14 protein-coding genes are annotated in these 17,173 nt (G+C 73.5%); 11 read left to right on the top strand and 3 right to left on the bottom strand.

Annotated elements, in window-relative coordinates:
- On the bottom strand, window positions 1-1,387 hold a 1,387-nt coding region (locus tag ACE3Q3_RS02385), incomplete at its 3' end, for a hypothetical protein (protein ID WP_374441245.1).
- Window positions 1,388-1,606: 219 nt separating this feature from the next.
- On the opposite strand from ACE3Q3_RS02385, the gene ACE3Q3_RS02380 reads away from it, so the two are divergent.
- Complete coding sequence (locus tag ACE3Q3_RS02380; RefSeq protein WP_374441242.1) at window positions 1,607-2,608, top strand: L-threonylcarbamoyladenylate synthase; 1,002 nt, start codon at window positions 1,607-1,609, stop codon at window positions 2,606-2,608.
- Window positions 2,609-2,651: 43 nt separating this feature from the next.
- On the opposite strand, the gene ACE3Q3_RS02375 is transcribed toward ACE3Q3_RS02380, so the two are convergent.
- Entirely contained in the window at window positions 2,652-2,969 is a 318-nt protein-coding gene (locus ACE3Q3_RS02375) for a Spy/CpxP family protein refolding chaperone (RefSeq protein WP_374441240.1), read from the bottom strand.
- Between the two features lie 489 nt (window positions 2,970-3,458).
- On the opposite strand from ACE3Q3_RS02375, the gene ACE3Q3_RS02370 reads away from it, so the two are divergent.
- From ACE3Q3_RS02370 to ACE3Q3_RS02325, 10 genes are all read left to right on the top strand, one after another.
- On the top strand, window positions 3,459-4,889 hold the full coding sequence (locus tag ACE3Q3_RS02370; RefSeq protein ID WP_374441238.1) for an FAD-binding oxidoreductase: 1,431 nt from the start codon (window positions 3,459-3,461) through the stop codon (window positions 4,887-4,889).
- A 13-nt stretch (window positions 4,890-4,902) separates the two neighbouring features.
- The gene (locus ACE3Q3_RS02365) at window positions 4,903-6,681 is read left to right on the top strand and encodes an acyl-CoA dehydrogenase (RefSeq protein ID WP_374441236.1); all 1,779 of its coding nucleotides are present in this window, start codon (window positions 4,903-4,905) and stop codon (window positions 6,679-6,681) included.
- 275 nt (window positions 6,682-6,956) lie between these two features.
- Window positions 6,957-8,084 (top strand): ABC transporter substrate-binding protein, encoded by a 1,128-nt coding sequence (locus ACE3Q3_RS02360; RefSeq protein WP_374441234.1) that lies wholly within the window; start codon window positions 6,957-6,959, stop codon window positions 8,082-8,084.
- A 52-nt stretch (window positions 8,085-8,136) separates the two neighbouring features.
- Window positions 8,137-9,012 (top strand): branched-chain amino acid ABC transporter permease, encoded by an 876-nt coding sequence (locus ACE3Q3_RS02355; RefSeq protein ID WP_374441231.1) that lies wholly within the window; start codon window positions 8,137-8,139, stop codon window positions 9,010-9,012.
- Window positions 9,009-10,817, top strand: coding sequence for an ATP-binding cassette domain-containing protein (locus ACE3Q3_RS02350; RefSeq protein WP_374441227.1), 1,809 nt, complete (start codon window positions 9,009-9,011; stop codon window positions 10,815-10,817). Before ACE3Q3_RS02355 ends, ACE3Q3_RS02350 begins: the two co-directional genes overlap by 4 nt.
- Window positions 10,814-11,569, top strand: coding sequence for an ABC transporter ATP-binding protein (locus ACE3Q3_RS02345; RefSeq protein ID WP_374441223.1), 756 nt, complete (start codon window positions 10,814-10,816; stop codon window positions 11,567-11,569). Before ACE3Q3_RS02350 ends, ACE3Q3_RS02345 begins: the two co-directional genes overlap by 4 nt.
- Window positions 11,570-11,760: 191 nt before the next feature.
- Window positions 11,761-12,774, top strand: coding sequence for a PstS family phosphate ABC transporter substrate-binding protein (locus ACE3Q3_RS02340; protein WP_374441221.1), 1,014 nt, complete (start codon window positions 11,761-11,763; stop codon window positions 12,772-12,774).
- Between the two features lie 2 nt (window positions 12,775-12,776).
- Window positions 12,777-13,535 (top strand): hypothetical protein, encoded by a 759-nt coding sequence (locus ACE3Q3_RS02335; protein ID WP_374441218.1) that lies wholly within the window; start codon window positions 12,777-12,779, stop codon window positions 13,533-13,535.
- A gap of 67 nt (window positions 13,536-13,602) precedes the next feature.
- Window positions 13,603-15,207: a hypothetical protein gene (locus ACE3Q3_RS02330; RefSeq protein WP_374441216.1), complete on the top strand. Its 1,605-nt coding sequence runs from the start codon at window positions 13,603-13,605 to the stop codon at window positions 15,205-15,207.
- A gap of 113 nt (window positions 15,208-15,320) precedes the next feature.
- Window positions 15,321-15,725, top strand: a complete 405-nt coding sequence (locus tag ACE3Q3_RS02325) for a polymer-forming cytoskeletal protein (protein WP_374441214.1) — start codon at window positions 15,321-15,323, stop codon at window positions 15,723-15,725.
- A 33-nt stretch (window positions 15,726-15,758) separates the two neighbouring features.
- Here the strand turns inward: ACE3Q3_RS02325 and ACE3Q3_RS02320 are convergent, their stop codons facing one another.
- Window positions 15,759-17,123, bottom strand: coding sequence for a formimidoylglutamate deiminase (locus ACE3Q3_RS02320; RefSeq protein WP_374441212.1), 1,365 nt, complete (start codon window positions 17,121-17,123; stop codon window positions 15,759-15,761).
- Window positions 17,124-17,173: the final 50 nt, after the last annotated feature.

The raw sequence follows: 17,173 nt of genomic DNA, 5'->3' as shown, positions 1-17,173 counted from the left end.
CGGGCGGGGCGCCGGGCGGGGCGACGACGAAGCGCGGCATCGGCGCCTCGCCATGGACCTGCCGCCAGGCGTGCCGCAGCATGGCGTGCGCGGCCCACGGCCGCGCCGTCGAGGGCAGGCCGAACTCGTCGAAGCGCTGCCAGCGGACACAACCCGGCACGCCGGCAGCCGGCACCAGGGTGACCGCCACCGGCGGCTCGTGCGGGCGCGGCGGCCGCAGGGCCCGCACCGCCTCGACGACGATGCGCCATTCCTCGCGCTGCAGGCGCACGATCCCGCGATCGGCCGCACGGCCGCCGAGGTGGAGCCCGAACGCGGCGGTGGCGGCCAGCAGCAGGGCTCCCGCCGCCGGGCCGGCGCGGCCGGGCAGCGCCTCGGCCACGGCGAGGATCGCCGCTGCCGCCAGCACCGCCACCGTCATCGCCATCGGCAGGCTCGAGCGGAAGGCGGGCCAGCTTTCCGCCACCGCCAGGTTGGGCAGGAAGGCCAGCACCACCAGCCCCGCCTGGGCCGCCAGCGCCACCAGCCCGGCGCCGACGCCGCGGTGCCGCAGGAACGTGCCGAGCGCCACCAGCGCCAGCAGCGCCAGCCCGAAGCGCGGCACCGGCAGCAGGCTGAACGGATTGAGCGCCTGGCGCAGCGGCACGCCCAGGAACCAGATCGCCTTGTGCCAGGGTTCGGGGGTGAGCGTCGCCCGGGCCGAGATCGTGTCGCCCGGAAGGGCGAGCGGCAGCACGAGGAAGACGATCGCGTAGGCGAGGACGACCGCGGCGAACACGAACGCCGCCGGCAGGATCGCGCGCCGCAGCGTCGCGATCGTCGCCGGCTGCCGGACGAGCGCCACCGCGACGCCCGCGACATAGGCCATGGCCCCCGGCTGATAGAGGGAGAGCGCCGCCGCCAGCAGACAGGCCGCCGCCGCCGGCCGGGCCGGCGATCCGTGGTCGGCACCCGGCGCCGGCATGGCGAACCACGCCGCCGCCAGCCCGAGCGCGATCGCCGCCAGCGGCCCGACCAGCGTCGCCCACGACGCGGCGACGGCGAAGCCCGGCAGGGCGACGACCAGGATGCCGAGGGCGGCGGCGGGGGCCGTCGGCCAGTCGTGCCGCTGGGCCAGGGCGAAGATCTGGACGGCGATCAGCGCCTCCAGCCCGACGTTGAGGAGCCGCAGGAAGCCGAGGTCGCAGACGTCGCCGAGCGGCGCCAGCACGAGGTTGAGGAGCACGCCGTAGAGTGGCCGGCCGTCGCGCGCCAGCCAGCCGAGGAACGGCCAGTCGGGCAGCGGGCGCGCCGCGTCGAGCAGGACATAGTCGTCGACAAAGCCGAAGCAGGGGCCCGACAGCGGCCGGTGGATCGCGAGCAGGAGCAGCGCCGCGGCCGCGAACATGCCGCCCAGCCACGGAATCCGGGGCTGCCACGCCGGTGGCGGGGCGAACGACGACGGCGCTGGCGACAACGGGCCCCCCGGACGCGAAGATACGGCGGAAGACCGCCGATCGTGGACCCGATCGCGCCCGGCAGTCTCGGGCGCGACCAGTGCCAAAGCCTGCCGGATTCGGTCAACCGCACTTGCGATAGCGCCCGGGAACGGCGAAATCATGGCGCCGTGAACGCCCCCACGCCCCCGCCCGGCCGGATCCGCCCGCCGACCGCCGATGCCGTCGCCGAGGCCGCCCGCCTGCTCGACGCCGGCGAACTCGTCGCCTTCCCGACCGAGACGGTCTACGGCCTCGGCGGCGACGCCACCAGCGACCACGCCGTCGCCCGCATCTTCGCGGCCAAGGGCCGCCCGCGCTTCAACCCGCTCATCGCCCACGTCGCCGACATCGCGGCGGCCGAGCGGATCGCCCGCCTCGACGACCGCGCCCTGCGTCTCGCCGCCCGCTTCTGGCCGGGGCCGCTGACCCTGGTGCTGCCGCGACGGCCGGAGGGCGGCGTCTCGCTGCTGGCGACGGCGGGGCTCGACACCGTCGCGGTGCGCGTTCCGGCCCATCCCGTGGCCCTGGCGCTGCTCGCGGCCTTCGCCCGGCCGGTGGCCGGGCCGAGCGCCAACCCGTCCGGACGGATCAGCCCGACCAGCGCCGCCCACGTCGCCGACGGGCTCGGCGCCCGGGTCGCGATGATCCTCGACGGCGGCGAATGCCGGGTCGGCGTCGAATCGACGGTGCTCGCCCTCACCGGGCCGGAGCCGATCCTGCTGCGGCCGGGCGGCCTCGCCCGGGAGGCGATCGCCGCGGTGCTCGGCCCGATCGGCGACGGCACGGTGCCGGCGGAACCCGACCGGCCGGCCGCGCCGGGGCAACTCGCCAGCCACTACGCGCCCGAGCGGCCGGTGCGTCTCGACGCCGCGACGGTGGCGGCCGACGAGGCCCTGCTCGCCTTCGGGCCGGACGTCCCGGCGGGCGCCGCCGTCACGCTCCAACTCAGTGCCGCGGGCGACCTGGCGGAGGCGGCGGCCAATCTTTTCGCCCACCTGCGCCGGCTCGACCGCCCGGACGTGCGCCGGATCGCCGTCATGCCGATCCCCGCGACGGGCCTCGGCGAGGCGATCAACGACCGGCTGCGCCGCGCCGCCGCCCCGCGCCCCGAACCGCCGGCGTTCGAGTAGGGCCGCCGCCGGCAGCGGCCCCGCCCGACCGCCCGCGCGGCGGCTACATCATGCAGCCCATGCCGGTCATCAGGTCGTTCGCCTTCTGCTTCTGCGCCTCGCTCAGCGCCGCATAGAGATCGGCGAGCGGCTTCTGCATGGCCTTCAGCGTCGCGGCGCGCGATTCCAGGACGCCGATGTGAGCGTCGAGGCGGGCGACCGGGGTCTCGGCGTCGAAGGCGGCACGCATGGCCTGCCGCAATCCCTGCATGTTGACGAAATTGCCCTTCATCGCCTCCGCGTAGGCGTCCCAGACCGGAGCCTGCGCGTCGGTGATGCCGAGCTCGGTCTTGAGGAAGGCGATGCGGCCTTGCACGAACATGGGGGCCTGTCCGTCCGCCGCGGCGCCGTACGGCCCGCAGCCGCCGCCCATCATCCCGCGGCCCCAGCCGCGCCCGCCCGGTCCCCATGCGCCCGGTCCCCATGCGCCCGGGCCCTGGCCCCCCGGTCCCTGGCCCCAGGCGCCCTGGCCCGGCCCCATCCCCCCGCCCATCATCATCCCGGGTCCGGGGCCCGGCCCCATCTGGGCGCCGGCGGGCGCCGCTGCGAGCAGGACCGCCAGGACGGCGGCGAGAGCTGCACTGGACGTCGATCGCATCCTCATGACTGTCTCCTCGAGCTCGAGCCGGTCGGCGCATCCGCCCGACCGGAAGCAGGAGATTAGGGCGGCATCGCACCGGCGCCTTGATCGACATCAACCACGGCCCCGGAACCACGGCCCCGGCGAAGCCGGCCCGTGAGCCTTTCGCGACAACCTGCTAGGTTGCGCGCTGCATCGAGATTGCCGCCGCCACCCCGGAGAATGCCTGCGATGACCGTGATGCCGAAGCCCGTGCCGCCCGACGCGCTCGACGCGATCCGCGCCGTCGTCGGGCCCAGGGGATGGATCGACGATGCCGCCGACATGGCGCGCTACCTCAAGGACGAGCGCGGGCTCTTCGTCGGCAAGGCGCCGGCCGTCGTGCGTCCCGCCTCGACCGAGGAGGTGGCGGCAGTGGTGCGGATCTGCGCCGCCAACGACATCGCCATCGTCCCCCAGGGCGGCAACACCGGCCTCTGCGGCGGTTCCGTCCCGTTCGAGGCGGGGGACGCGATCGTGCTCTCGCTCGGCCGCATGAACCGGGTCCGTGCGGTCGACCCGATCAACTACACGATCACCGTCGAGGCCGGCGTCATCCTGGCCGAACTGCAGGCCGAGGCCGACCGCCACGACCGCCTCTTCCCGCTCAGCCTCGGCGCCGAGGGAAGCTGCCAGATCGGCGGCAACCTCTCGACCAACGCCGGCGGCATCCAGGTCCTGCGCTACGGCAACGCCCGCGACCTCGTGCTCGGGCTGGAGGTGGTGCTGCCCGACGGGCAGGTCTGGAACGGGCTGCGCGGCCTGCGCAAGGACAATACCGGCTACGACCTGAAGCATCTCTTCGTCGGCGGCGAGGGCACGCTCGGCATCATCACCGCCGCCGTGCTCAAGCTCTTCCCCAAGCCGCGCGAGGTGAAGACCGCCTTCGTCGCGCTGCCCGGCCATCGCGCGGCGCTGGAGCTGTTCGCGCTCGCCCGCGGCGCCTCCGGCGATCAGTTGACCGCCTTCGAGCTGATCCCGCGCATCGGGCTGGAATTCTCCGCCCGGCACGTGCCCGGCGTGACCGACCCGCTCGACCGGCCCTACCCGCACTATGTCCTGCTGGAAATGTCGTCGAGCGTGCCCGACGGCGACATCGGCCAGACCATGGAGAAGTTCCTGGAGACGGCGATGGAGCGCGGACTGGTGCTCGACGGCACCGTCGCCGCGTCCGCCCAGCAGGCGGCCCAGCTCTGGCGCATCCGTGAGGGCATCGTCGAATCCCAGAAGCACGAGGGCGGCAGCATCAAGCACGACATCGCCGTTCCGGTGTCGCTGGTCGGCGACTTCCTCGACGAGGCGAGCCGGCGGGTCGAGGAGCGGCTGCCCGGCATCCGCGTCGTCGCCTTCGGCCATATCGGCGACGGCAACATCCACTTCAACCTGAGCCAGCCGGTGGGCGCCGACACCAGGGCCTATCTCGCGCGCTGGGCCGAGTTCAACGCGATCGTCCATGGCGTCGTCGCCGAGCTGAACGGCAGCATCTCGGCGGAGCACGGCATCGGCCGGCTGAAGCGCGACGTCCTGCCCGACTTCAAGAGCGCGCTCGAACTGGAACTGATGCGCAAGGTGAAGCGGGCGCTCGACCCGAAGGGCATCATGAATCCCGGCAAGGTGCTGTGAGAGGACTTTTGCGATGACCGCCTATGCCGCCCCGGTGCGCGACATGCGCTTCGTCCTCCACCACGTCGCCGGCCTCGCCGCGGTGGCGCGCCTGCCCGGTGCCGAGGGGGCCGACCCCGAACTCGTCGACCAGGTCCTGGAGGAGGCCGCGCGCTTCGCCGGGGGCGTCCTGGCGCCGCTCAACCGGCCCGGCGACGAGGAAGGGTCCCGGCTCGAGAACGGCGTCGTCCGCACCCCCACCGGGTTTCGCGAGGCCTACCGCGCCTTCGTCGACGCCGGCTGGAGCAGCCTGCCCTTCGACCCCGCCCATGGCGGCCAGGGCCTGCCCTGGCTCGTGGGGACGGCGGTCGGCGAGATGTGGGCGTCGGCCAACATGGCCTTCTCGCTCTGCCCGCTCCTGACCCAGGGGGCGATCGACCTCCTGTCGCACCACGGCTCGCCGGAGCAGAAGGCGACCTATCTGCCGAACATGATCGCCGGCACCTGGACCGGCACCATGAACCTGACCGAGCCGCAGGCCGGCTCCGACCTCGGCCAGATCCGCAGCCGCGCCGTCCGCCGCGACGACGGCAGCTACGCCATCACCGGCCAGAAGATCTTCATCACCTGGGGCGATCACGACCTGGCCGAGAACATCGTCCACATGGTCCTCGCCCGCACGCCCGACGCGCCCGCCGGCTCGCGCGGCATCTCGCTCTTCATCGTGCCGCGCTTCCTGCCCGATGCCGCGGGCCGGCCGGGCACGGCCAACGACGTCCGCACGGTGTCGCTGGAGCACAAGCTCGGCATCCACGCCAGCCCGACCTGCGTGCTCGCCTTCGGCGACGGCGGCGGCGCCACCGGCTTCCGCGTCGGCGAGGAGAACCGCGGCCTCGAATACATGTTCACGATGATGAACAACGCCCGGCTCGCGGTCGGTCTGGAGGGCGTGGCGATCGCCGAGCGCGCCTACCAGCAGGCGCGGAGCCATGCGCTGGGCCGCGTCCAGAGCCGCGAACTGGGGTCGCCGGACCCGACCCCGGTCGCCATCGCCCGCCACCCGGACGTCCGCCGGATGCTGCTCGCCATGCGCGCCCGCGCCGAGGCGACGCGGGCGCTCGCCTACACCGTGGCGGCGGCGCTCGACCACGCGCTCCGCGACCCGGACCCGGCCGAGCGCCGCCGGCACCAGGCGTTCGTCGACCTGATGATCCCGGTGGTGAAGGCGTGGTCGACCGACCTCGGCGTCGAGGTCGCGTCGACCGGCATCCAGGTCCATGGCGGCATGGGCTTCGTCGAGGAGACGGGCGCGGCCCAGCATCTCCGCGACGCTCGGATCGCGCCGATCTACGAGGGCACCAACGGCATCCAGGCGAACGACCTCGTGTTCCGCAAGCTGGGGCGCGACGGCGGTGCCGCGGCCGAGGCGCTGGTGCGGCGGATGCGCGACGACCTCGCCCGTCCGCTGCCCGACGGCATCGCCGGGCCGGTGCTGGCCGGCATCGATTCGCTGGTGGCGGCGACGGCCCGCATGGTCGAGACCCAGAAGGCCGCGCCGACGCGCGCGGCGGCCGGCGCCGTCGCCTATCTCCGCCTGCTGGGCACGGTCGCCGGCGGCTGGCTGATGGCGAAGTCGGCGGCGGCGGCTGCCGCCGCGCTGGCGGCGGGCGAGGAGCCGGAGTTCCACCGCGCCAAGATCGCGACCGCCCGCTTCTACGCCCAGCACGAGATGCCGGCCGCGGCGGCGCAACTGGCCGCCCTCGCCGACGACGCGGCGGACGCGGTCCTGGAGTTCGATCCGGACTGGCTCTGACGGGACGGGGAAATGGTTCGCCCCGCGGGGGCCGGGGGGAGCGGCTCCGCGGGGCGACGACTCCGTCTGGGGAGGAGGAACGACGGAGTGGTTGTGGCCCCGGTCGGGGAACCCGGACCACGATCCCGCTGGGGGGCGGGGTATGCCCAGCATGATGCATGGCGCACCACCGCCGCGCAGTGACGGCCGTCACAGGATCCGTCGACACCCCGCGGGTTGACAGCCGCTCGCCGCGGCGCCCACTCTCCGGCTCCGCCAGCCCCCCGGTCCGATCGATGCGCGCGCTTCCCGTCCTGACGCTCCTCGCGGCGATGCTGCCCCTCGCGGCGGCCCCGGCGCGCGCCGAGGCGGCGGCGACGATTCCGGTGCTGGCGCCGCTGACCGGCTTCCTCGCGCTCGAGGGCGCGAGCCAGCGCAACGGCGCCCTGCTCGCCTTCCAGCACCGCCCCGGGGTAACGGTGCGGAGCGAGACGGTGGACACCGCGACCTCGCCCGAGCAGGCCCTCAACGCCTTCGCGCGGGTGCTGCGCGGCGGGGCGCCGACGGCGCTGGCGGCGCCGATGCTGGGCACCCAGATGCTGGCGCTGCTGCCGCCGGCGGCCGAGGCCGGGGTGCCGCTCGTGACCGTCTCGGGCACCGCCGAGATCACCGAGCGCGGCAATTCCTGGGTGTTCCGGTTCTTCCCCGGCGACGACGTCGTGAAGACGGCGCAGGCGCGCTACGTCGTCGAGGAACTGGGCCGGCGCCGGGTCGCGCTGGTCCACCAGACGACCGCCTACGGCCAGAGCGGCCGGCGGCATCTCCTCGCCAACTTCGAGCGCCTGGGCGCCGAGGTCGTGTTCGAGGACGGCCTCGCCCCGACGGTCAAGGACATGGCCCCGGTGCTGACCAAGGTGCGGGCCGCGCGCCCCGACGTGCTCGTGCTGCAGCTGCATGCCGAGCCGACGGCGCGGCTCGTGCGGCAGGCGGCCGCCCTCGGCCTGGGGCTGCCGATCGTCGCCGGCTCGGCGATGCACCAGCCGGCGACGGCGGCCCTGCTGGAGCCGGCCGAACTCGCCGGCGTCTGCGCCGAGAGCGGCTCGTCGCCGATCTCGGGCGGGAGCCCGGCGCTGGAGCGCTGGGTCGCCGACTATCGCACCCGCTTCCAGGTCGAGCCGGACGCCTTCGCACTGGCCCAGTACGACGGCATTTCCATGGTCCTGGACGCCGTCGCCGCGGGAGCGCGGTCGGGCCCGGCGGTGCGCGAGCACCTGGCGTCGCAGGCCTATGACGGGCTCGCCATGCGCTATCGCTCCGACGGGCGCGGAAACATGGCGCACGACGCCGTCATCCTCTGCTACGACGGCCGCGACCGGACGCCGCGAATCGTCCGGCGCTACCGGGACGTCCTCGAGAACGGGTGAGCATGACGGCGACGACAGCCCAGGTGCCGACCGCGCCCACAGCGGATCGGCCATGACGGATCTGCTTCAGCTCCTGCTGTCGGCCCTGTCGCTCGGATCGACCTACGCCCTGGTCGCGCTCGGCTTCGTGCTGGTGCTGAACGCGACCAACGCCGTCAATTTCGCCCAGGGCGAACTCGTGGTCGCCGGCGGCTTTCTCGCCGTCGCCCTGTCGCCGGCGATCGACCTGCCGGGCATCGTCCTGCTGCCGGTGGTGATGGTCGGCACCGGCCTGCTCGGCCTGGTGCTGTCGCTGGTCGCGTTCCTGCCGCTGCGCCGCCGCCCGCCGACGGCGGTGTTCATCTCGACGATCGCCTTCGGCATCGTCGTCCAGAACGCCGTGCTCGGCCTCGCCGGCCCCGAGCCCGCGTCGGCGAGCCCGCTGATCGCCGCCGGCGCCACCCGCGTCGGCGAGGCGGCCGTCGGCTGGCAGTCGCTGGCGATGATCGCGACCGCGGCGGCGCTGATCGGCCTGCTCCATCTGCTGCTGGAGCGCACCCAGCTCGGCCGGCAGCTGCGCGCGACCGCCCAGGACCCCGAGATCGCCCGCGCCCTCGGCATCCCGGTGGTGCCGCTGATCCTGGTCGCCTTCGCGCTGGCGGGCGCGCTGGCGGGGGCGGCCGGCCTGCTCGTCGCCAACCAGTTCTTCCTGTCCCCGGCCGACGGCGCCAACTACATGCTGAAGGCCTACGTCGCCGTCGTCATCGGCGGCTGGGGTCGCATCGGCGGCGCGGTGCTGGGCGCGCTGGTCATCGCCGTCTTCGAATCCTTCGCCGCCGCCGCCATCGGCCACCTGGCGGCCGAGGCGTTCCTCTATGTCGCCCTGCTGCTGGTCCTGCTGTTCCGGCCGAGCGGCATCCTCGGCGAAGCGACGGGGCGGCGGGCGTGAACCGCGTCGCCTTCTGGTTCGCCGACGGGCTGCGGCTGCCGCTGATCTTCGCGACGGGCGCCCTCGTCGCCTTCATGCTGCCGCTGGAGGCGCCCTATCCGATCCGCCTCCTGACCCAGGTCGCGATCTACGCCCTGCTCGGCCTCGGCTACCAGTTCATCTTCGGGCTGGCCGGGGCCTTCTCGCTCGCCCAGGGCGCGTTCTTCGGCATCGGCGCCTATGTCGCGGCGCTGGCGACCCTGCAATGGGACTGGACCGGGAACCTGACCCTGCCGGCGGCGGTCCTGGTCGCAGTCGGTTTCGCCACCCTCGTCGCCGTGCCGGTGCTGCGGCTGTCGACCCACTATTTCGCGCTGGCGACGCTCGGCATCGCCCAGGTGATGCTGGTGCTGGCGATCGGCTGGGTCGACCTGACGGGCGGCTCCAACGGCCTTGCCGGCATTCCGCCCCTGGTGGTGATGGGCGCGCAGCTCGACGGCCGCGCCGGGATGATCGCGGCGTGGGTCCTGGTGGCGCTCGCCGGCCTCGGCCTCTACCAGCTCCGCGGCAGCCTGCTCGGCCTCGCCTTCGACGTCCTGCGCACCGATCCGTTCGCGGCGATCGCCGCCGGCGTGCCCGCCGAACGGCTGCGCTTCTGCGCCTTCCTCGCCAGCGCCGGGCTGGCCGGCCTCGCCGGGGCGCTCCAGGTCCACACCATCGGCGTCGTCTCGCCCGAGGTGCTCGATTTCGACATCATGGTGCGCTGCCTCGTCATCTGCGTCGTCGGCGGCGTGGCGCGGACCTCGGGCACGATCGTCGGCGCCTTCCTCGTCGTCCTGGTGCCGGAACTCTTCCAGGTCCTGGAGGGGTACCGGCTGCTCGCGTTCGGGGCGCTCCTGCTGGCGGCCATCCTGTTCTTCCCGGAGGGCATCGTCGGCTGGCTGGAGGCGGCGCGGGCACGCTGGCTCGGCGCCACGCCTTTCACCCAGAAGCTGCCGACCCTGCGGGCGCCCGGCCGCTCGCTGATGGCGACGACGCGGCCCGTGCTCTCGCTGGAGCGGGTGTCGAAGAACTTCGGCGGCGTCGTCGCGCTGGAAGGCGTGACCCTCAAGGTCGCCCGCGGCGAGATCTTCGGGCTGATCGGCCCCAACGGCTCGGGCAAGTCGACGCTGGTCAACGTCGTCACCGGGCTGGCCGCGCCCGACGAGGGCCGGGTCGTGATCTCGGGCGAGGACATGACGGGCCGCCTGCCGTCGCGCATCGCCGCCCATGGCGTCGCGCGCACCTTCCAGACGGTGCATCTCCACCCGACGCTGTCGGTGCTCGACAACGTCGCCGTCGCCCGCATGGGCGACCTGCCGGGCAGCCTGCGCGGCGCGCTCGCCGCCATCGGCGCCGACGGCCGCCTGCGCCGGGCGCGGGCGGAGGCGGTGGCGGTGCTGGACGCGCTCGGCCTCGGCGGCGACGGGCTGCGCCCGGCCGGAACCCTGCCACCGGGCGCGCAGCGCCGCCTCGAACTGGCGCGCGCGCTGGCCCGCAACCCCGAACTCGTCCTCCTCGACGAGCCGGCGGCAGGCCTGTCGGCGCCGGAGCAGGCCTATCTCGCCGAGCGGCTGCGCGTCCTCAAGACACGCGGGCTGGCCATGGTCATCGTCGACCACAACCTGGAGTTCCTGCTCGGCCTCGCCGACCGCGTCGCCTGCCTCGACCAGGGACGGGTGGTCGCGATCGGCACGCCCGACCAGGTGCGGCGCGATCCGGCGGTCGTCGCCGCCTATGTCGGCATCGCCCCGGCGACGGACGACGCCGGGGAGCGCATGCGATGAGCGACCTCGGCCAGGGCGCGCCCGCCGTCGAAGGAGCCCCGCTCGACCCGCCGCTGCTGGCGCTCGACGGCGTCGACGTCGTGCGCGGTGCCGGCCGCGTCGCCCAGGAGGTCACCCTCCGGCTCGGCGCGGGCCAGATCGTGGCGCTGCTCGGCGTCAATGGCGCCGGCAAGTCCAGCCTCGTGCAGGCGGTGGCCGGGATGCTCCCGGTCGCCGCCGGCAGCATCGTCCTCGCCGGGACCCCGATCCAGCACCTGCCGCCGGAGCGGCGGGCGCGGCTCGGCATCGGGCTCGCACCGGAGGGTCGGCGGGTGTTCCCGGGGATGACCGTCCGGGACAACCTCCTGGCGGCCTGCCGTGCCGACCGCACTGCCCGCCAGGAGCGCGTCGCCTCGGTCTACGAACTCTTCCCGCAGCTCGCTCCCAAGGACCGCACCCACGCCTGGCAGCTTTCGGGCGGCCAGCAGCAGATGCTGGCGATCGGCCGCGCGCTGATGAACCTGCCGCGCGTGCTGCTGCTCGACGAGCCGACGCTGGGCCTGGCGCCGGCGGTGGTCGCCGATCTGCTGGAGCGCCTGACCTGGATCGCCGGATCGGGCACCGGCGTGCTGATCGCCGAGCAGAACTCGGCGGTGCTGGGCATTGCCCATCGCGTTTCGGTGATGCGCGTCGGCCGCATCGTGCTGGACGAGGCGGGCCCGCGGCTGGCGCGGGCGCCGGGGATGCTCGAACGCGCCATGCTCGGCGACTGAGTCGGGTTCAACTCGAACCGTCTTCCGCCTCTCGCCGCGCGCGATTCGCGACGCATTCTCTGATATCGTCGATGTTCGTAGCGCGTGTGCTCGGACGCGGGCGGCATGCAGGAGGGGGATGCATGGGTCGAGGGAACGCGAAGTCACGCCGGGGACCGGTCCGATGGGTCATGGCCGCGGCAATGGCCTGCATGTCCGCCATGTTGCCGCTGCCGGCCGGCGCGGAAGCGCCGATCAAGGCGGTCGGATCGACCTTCGTCTCGCCGTTCCTGCGCAGCGTCTTCGACCGTCTCGTCGAATCGGGCGTGATCGTGCCGCCGCAGCAGGACTATCGCGGCACCGAACGCGGCCTCGCGGAGTTCTGCCGGTCGGCCGGCCCCGACGCGGCCAGCGTGGTCGCCATGTCGCGGCGGATGCGCACGACGGAGTTCGAACGCTGCCAGGAGAACGGCGTGCCGGCGATCATCGAGATCCAGCTCGGTTCGAACACGCTGGTCCTGGCGACGCGGCGCAACGACGCCGACTACGACCTGTCGCTCCGCAACCTCTACGAGGCGGTGGCGCGCGAGCTGCCGACCGACGACGAGTTCCTGACCAACAGCCGCAAGCGCTGGAAGGAGATCGACGACCGCCTGCCCGACACGCCGATCCGCGTCGTGCTGCCGGCCCCCGGGCTCGGGTCGCGCGGGTTCTTCGAGGACCGCTTCCTCGAGGCCGCCTGCCGCGGCATTCCTGCGATCCGCGGGATCTTCGCCGCCGAGGCGCGGGTGAAGCAATGCGTCGGCCTGCGCACCGACAAGGTCGTGGTCGAGGTCGGCGTGCCCTACGATCAGGCGGTCCGCCTCGCCATGACCGACGCGGCGCCGGGGTCGATCGCGATCCTGCCGTACAACATGGCGGTCGCCATGGCCGACCTCCTGAAGATCCTGCCGCTCGACGGCGTGCTGCCGTCGCCGACCACGGTCGCGAGCCGCACCTACCCCTACATCCGCCCCCTCTTCGTCTACATCAACCGCGCCCATGTGAAGGACTATCGCGGGCGCGGCCCGGTCGCCGGCCTGCGCGAACTCATCACCGAGCTGACACGGGAGCGCACGATCGGCCCCGACGGCTACCTCACCGTCGAGGGTGTGGTCCCCCTGTCCGAGGAGAACCGGGCCTACGTCCGAGGCCGGGCACTCCGCCTCGCCACGATGGAGCGTTGAGGATGAACAGCCTTCTGCGGCCCCTGGCGGCCGGGGCATTCGCCCTGATCCTGACCGCACCCCTGGCGCCAGGTGCCCAGGCACAGGCCAATCCCCCGCCGAGCGGCGCCCAGCAAATGAAGCCGGAGCGGCCGCTGCCCGCGCCGCCGCCGGCCGTGGCGGCGGAGAAGGAGCGCGCGGATTCCGCCACCGACCTCATCCGCGACCGGCCCAGGACGCTGAGCAAGCTCTGGGGCATGGCCGCCGGGGCGATGGGCTGGGCCACCGACACCGCCATGGACGCGGTCCACTTCGTCGCGCCGCCGTCGGTGCGCAGCGTCGCCACGGCCCACGAGTCGGCGCATCTCTTCAAGCTGCTCGGCTATGCCGGCTACAAGATGAAGGAGATCGACAACGAAGTCGGCCTCATCCCCGGCCTCGCCTTCAAGTTCGGGCTGGTGCGCGAGGCGTCGGAAGCCGACCTCGACTTCCTCGACGAGCAGATGGACCTGCACCGCTTCAACAATCCCGGCCTGCTGTCGGAGCTGCAGCGCGGCATCGTCTCCACCGTGGTCGCGATCAACAGCGGCGGCGGCATGCAGGTGTCGGAACTGAAGCTGACCCTGCTGCCCCTGCCCAAGGCGGAATTCTCGATCACTCCGACCGAGACGGCGCTGAGCGAGGAAGGTAGCGCCCTGATGCGCGCGATCCAGCGCGTCGATCGCCGCATCCGCGACATCTCGCGGGCCGAACTCAAGGCGGCGCCCGAGGCGCGGCGCTGACCGCAAGGGCGCACGGGCCCCGGGCGGCCGCCGGCCTCCCGCCGTCCGCGCCGCACCGGCCCCGCCCATGATCGACGTCCTCCTCGGGATATTCGCCGGGCTCGGGCTGTTCTTCGTCGGCATGCGGCTGCTGTCGACGCACCTCAAACAGTCGGCCGGCAACCGGGTGCGGATGATCGCCGCCCGGCTTGCCCGGCATCGCCTCCTGATGATGCTGCTCGGAGCGGGCGCCGGCGCCGCCACCCAGAGCACCAACGCCGTGACGGCGGCGGCGACCGGCCTCGCCACGGCCCAGATCATCTCGATCCGGGAAGCCTTCCCGCTCATCGCCTGCGCCAACATCGGCACGTCGGTGCTGGTCTTCCTGGCGGCGGTCGACTTCCATGCCGCGATCCTGGCGGCGGCGGGCGCCTGCGGCCTCCTCTTCTACCTGAAGCTCGACCAGTCGCCCCGCCACCGCGCCTATGTCGGCGCCGCCCTCGCCTTCGTGCTGATCCTCTTCGGCCTCGACATGGTCGGGGAAGCGGCCAAGGGACTGCGGGCCGACCCGACGTTGCGCGGCCTCTTCGCCTCGCTCTCGGGCCTGCCGGTCGCGGCGTTCCTGGTCGGCGCGGCGCTGGTCCCGGTCCTGCAGACCGCCAAGACGGTCGCGGTGGTCGTCGCCGTGCTGGCGCAGTCCGGGACCCTGGGCCCGGTCGAGGCCGTCGCTGCGGTCATCGGCGCCAACCTCACCTCCGCCGCCAACGTCGCCTTCCTCACCTCGGGCGTGTCGCCGATGGGCCGGGCGCTCGGAACCTACCAGGCGGTCCTCAAGGTGATCGGTTCGGGCCTCGCGCTCGTCGCCCTGGCGGCCGTGCTGTGGGTCCGTCCGGACCTCGTCGCCACCGTCGACACCCGTCAGGCGCCGTTCCTGGTGGCCGTCGCCTACCTCGTGATGCAGGTCGGCGCCTATGCCGTGGCGCTGGCGGCCGAGCGTCCGATCGCCGACCGGCTCTCGGCGATGGTGGCGCGCCAGATCCGCGACGATCCCGCCGAACCGCGGTTCATCAGCCGGGCCGCCCTGCTCGATCCCGCGACGGCCACCGAACTCGCCTTCAAGGAGCATCTCGACATCGTCGAGGGGCTGGCGACCGGCCTCGACCGGGTGCGGCACGACCAGCCCGTGAGCCGCCCGGCCCATCGCGACTGGCCCGCCATCGCCCACACGCTGGGCGACTTCCTCGACGCCCTCGCTGACCGGGCCGAGGACGAAGGGATCCGGCGGCGCACGGCCTCGCTTCAGCGCCTGCACAATCTGGTGCTCGGGCTGCAGCCGCAGATCGAGCGGCTGGCGGAGAACGTGGCGCGGTCGGGTTCCGATCCCGCCGTCTCCGAGCCGATGGCGATGATGGTGGAGAGCGCCCACGCCCTGCTGGAACTCTTCGGCGGCACCTGCCGCTCGCGCGATGCGTTCGACCGGGCGCAGATGACCGAACTGACCGCGGACCGGACGCCGGTCACCGAGCGGATTCGGCTGGCGGTCATGTCGAAGAACGCGGCCGGCGTCGAGGTCGAGCGCGATCTCTTCGACTGCTGCATCACGTTCGAGCGCATCATCTGGCTGATCCGCCGCTATCTCCTGCTGTCGGACGAACCGGGCTCGCCCTATCTCGACATCGCCGCCGACCCCTGACCGGCGCCGGAAATTTCCCCGGGCGCGCGGCCGTTCTGATAACCTGAAGACAGCTGCCGGGACCGTCGTCCCGGCCGACGCGTTTTCGGGACGTGCAAGAGGAGCGGGATCGAGTGACTGCAGGACCGACGAACGAGAGCTATCTTTCGGTCGGCGAGGGCGTTGAGATCGCCGCCACGATCGAGCGCTGCAGCCGGATCTACGTCGCCGGCAAGGCGCGCCTGCAAACCACCTGCAAGTCCTTCGTCCTCGATGCCAACGGCCGGGTCGAGGGGACCATCGAGTGCGAGACGGCCGAGGTCCGCGGCCGCTTCGAGGGCGAAATCCGCGCCAGCCAGCGGCTCATCGTCCACGAGACCGGGCAGATCGAGGGCGAAATCCGCTACGGGCGGCTCGAGGTCGCGGACGGCGGACGGCTCACCGGCCGCATCGAGACCCTGGGCGGGCCGTCGGCGGCCAGCCTCGGCACCGCGCCCGCCGCCGACGCCTACCGCGCCCGCCCCGGCATCCCGGCCTGAGGCACCAGGGGCCGCCGCCCCGCCGGCGGCCCGTCAGTTCTCCAGCAGCCGCCGCATCGTCCGCGCGAAGCGGCGGCGCACCGACTCACGAAGCAGATGGCGGCCGCGCTCGACCACGGCGCGGCCGCCGATCCAGACCCGGTCGATCGCCCGGCCGTCGGCGGCGAAGAGCCAGCCGTCGAGCCAATGGTCGCCCTGCCGCCCGACCAGGGCCGGATGCTCCGGATCGAGCATGACGATGTCGGCGCGATGGCCGGGCGCCAGCCGGCCGACCGCCCGTCCCGTCGCCTGGGCCCCGCCGGCCAGTGCCAGGTCGCAGAGTGCCCGCCCGGTCGAGCGGTCCGCGTGCGAGACCACGACGTTCCGCATCTGGTCGCGCAGCCGCTGGCCGTACTCCAGCAACCGCAGTTCCTCGGCCGCGTCGATGCGGACGTTGCTGTCGCTGCCGACGCCGAGCCGACCGCCCCGCGCCAGGAACGCCGGCAGCGGGTAGAGCCCGTCGCCGAGATTGGCCTCGGTGATCGGGCAGAGGCCGGCGACCGCGCCGGAGGCGGCGATCCGCGACACCTCGCCGGCGCTGACGTGCGTCGCGTGGACGAGGCACCAGCGGCCGTCGACCGGCATCTCGTCGAGGAGCCAGTCCACCGAGCGGCGCCCGCTCCAGGCGAGACACTCGTCGACCTCCCGCTGCTGCTCGGCGATGTGGATGTGGATGGGAACCGCGGCCGCCGCGTCCACGACCTCGGCCAGCGTCCCCGGCGTCACCGCCCGAATCGAATGGGGGGCCACCCCGACCATCGCGTCGGGCAGGTCGCGGAGCGCGTGGCGGGAGGCGGCGACGATCCGCTGGAATTCGTCGGGCGCCGTCACGAAGCGGCGCTGCCCCGGTTCGGGCGCGCCGCCGCCGAAGCCGCCGAACCCATAGAAGACCGGCAGATGGGTCACCCCGATGCCGCTCTCGGCGGCCGCGCGCCCGATTGCCGCCGCCATCTCCGCCGGATCGCCGTAGCGCCCGCCGCCCGGCGCGTGGTGCAGGTAGTGGAACTCGGCGACCGACGTGAAGCCGCTTTCGACCATCTCGACATAGGCCTGGGCGGCGATGGCGGCGACGTCGTCGGGGTCGAGGACCGCGAGGAAGCGGTACATCACCTGCCGCCAGCCCCAGAAGTTCTCCTCGGTCGCGCCACGCCGCTCGGCGAGGCCGGCCATGCCGCGCTGGAAGGCGTGGCTGTGCAGGTTGGGCAGCCCCGGCAGCGCGATCCCGGCATGGGCCTCGCATCCGTCGGCCGGCATGTCCGCGTCGACCGCGGCGATCCGACCCTGGTCGTCGACGGTGATCCGCACGCCGGCCGCCCAGCCGTCGGGCAGCAGCGCGTGGGCGAAATGCAGTTTCTTCATCGCGAGGGTGCATCCTGATCGCGGCCGTTCGCGTGTATCGTAGCGCCCGT

This window comes from Allostella sp. (genome assembly GCF_041913585.1).
In the GTDB taxonomy this organism is placed as follows: Bacteria; Pseudomonadota; Alphaproteobacteria; order ATCC43930; family Allostellaceae; genus Allostella.
Note: the sequence above shows the minus strand (reverse complement) of the source record. Positions and strands in the feature narration are given on the sequence as shown.

Bases quoted from the DNA above. Each gene is read 5' to 3' on its own strand.
- ACE3Q3_RS02335 (WP_374441218.1), top strand. From the start codon at position 12,777: ATGAACAGCCTTCTGCGGCCCCTGGCGGCCGGGGCATTCGCCCTGATC.
- ACE3Q3_RS02370 (WP_374441238.1), top strand. From the start codon at position 3,459: ATGACCGTGATGCCGAAGCCCGTGCCGCCCGACGCGCTCGACGCGATC.
- ACE3Q3_RS02360 (WP_374441234.1), top strand. From the start codon at position 6,957: ATGCGCGCGCTTCCCGTCCTGACGCTCCTCGCGGCGATGCTGCCCCTC.
- ACE3Q3_RS02375 (WP_374441240.1), bottom strand. From the start codon at position 2,969: ATGTTCGTGCAAGGCCGCATCGCCTTCCTCAAGACCGAGCTCGGCATC.
- ACE3Q3_RS02330 (WP_374441216.1), top strand. From the start codon at position 13,603: ATGATCGACGTCCTCCTCGGGATATTCGCCGGGCTCGGGCTGTTCTTC.
- ACE3Q3_RS02345 (WP_374441223.1), top strand. From the start codon at position 10,814: ATGAGCGACCTCGGCCAGGGCGCGCCCGCCGTCGAAGGAGCCCCGCTC.
- ACE3Q3_RS02355 (WP_374441231.1), top strand. From the start codon at position 8,137: ATGACGGATCTGCTTCAGCTCCTGCTGTCGGCCCTGTCGCTCGGATCG.
- ACE3Q3_RS02365 (WP_374441236.1), top strand. From the start codon at position 4,903: ATGACCGCCTATGCCGCCCCGGTGCGCGACATGCGCTTCGTCCTCCAC.
- ACE3Q3_RS02320 (WP_374441212.1), bottom strand. From the start codon at position 17,123: ATGAAGAAACTGCATTTCGCCCACGCGCTGCTGCCCGACGGCTGGGCG.
- ACE3Q3_RS02340 (WP_374441221.1), top strand. From the start codon at position 11,761: ATGTCCGCCATGTTGCCGCTGCCGGCCGGCGCGGAAGCGCCGATCAAG.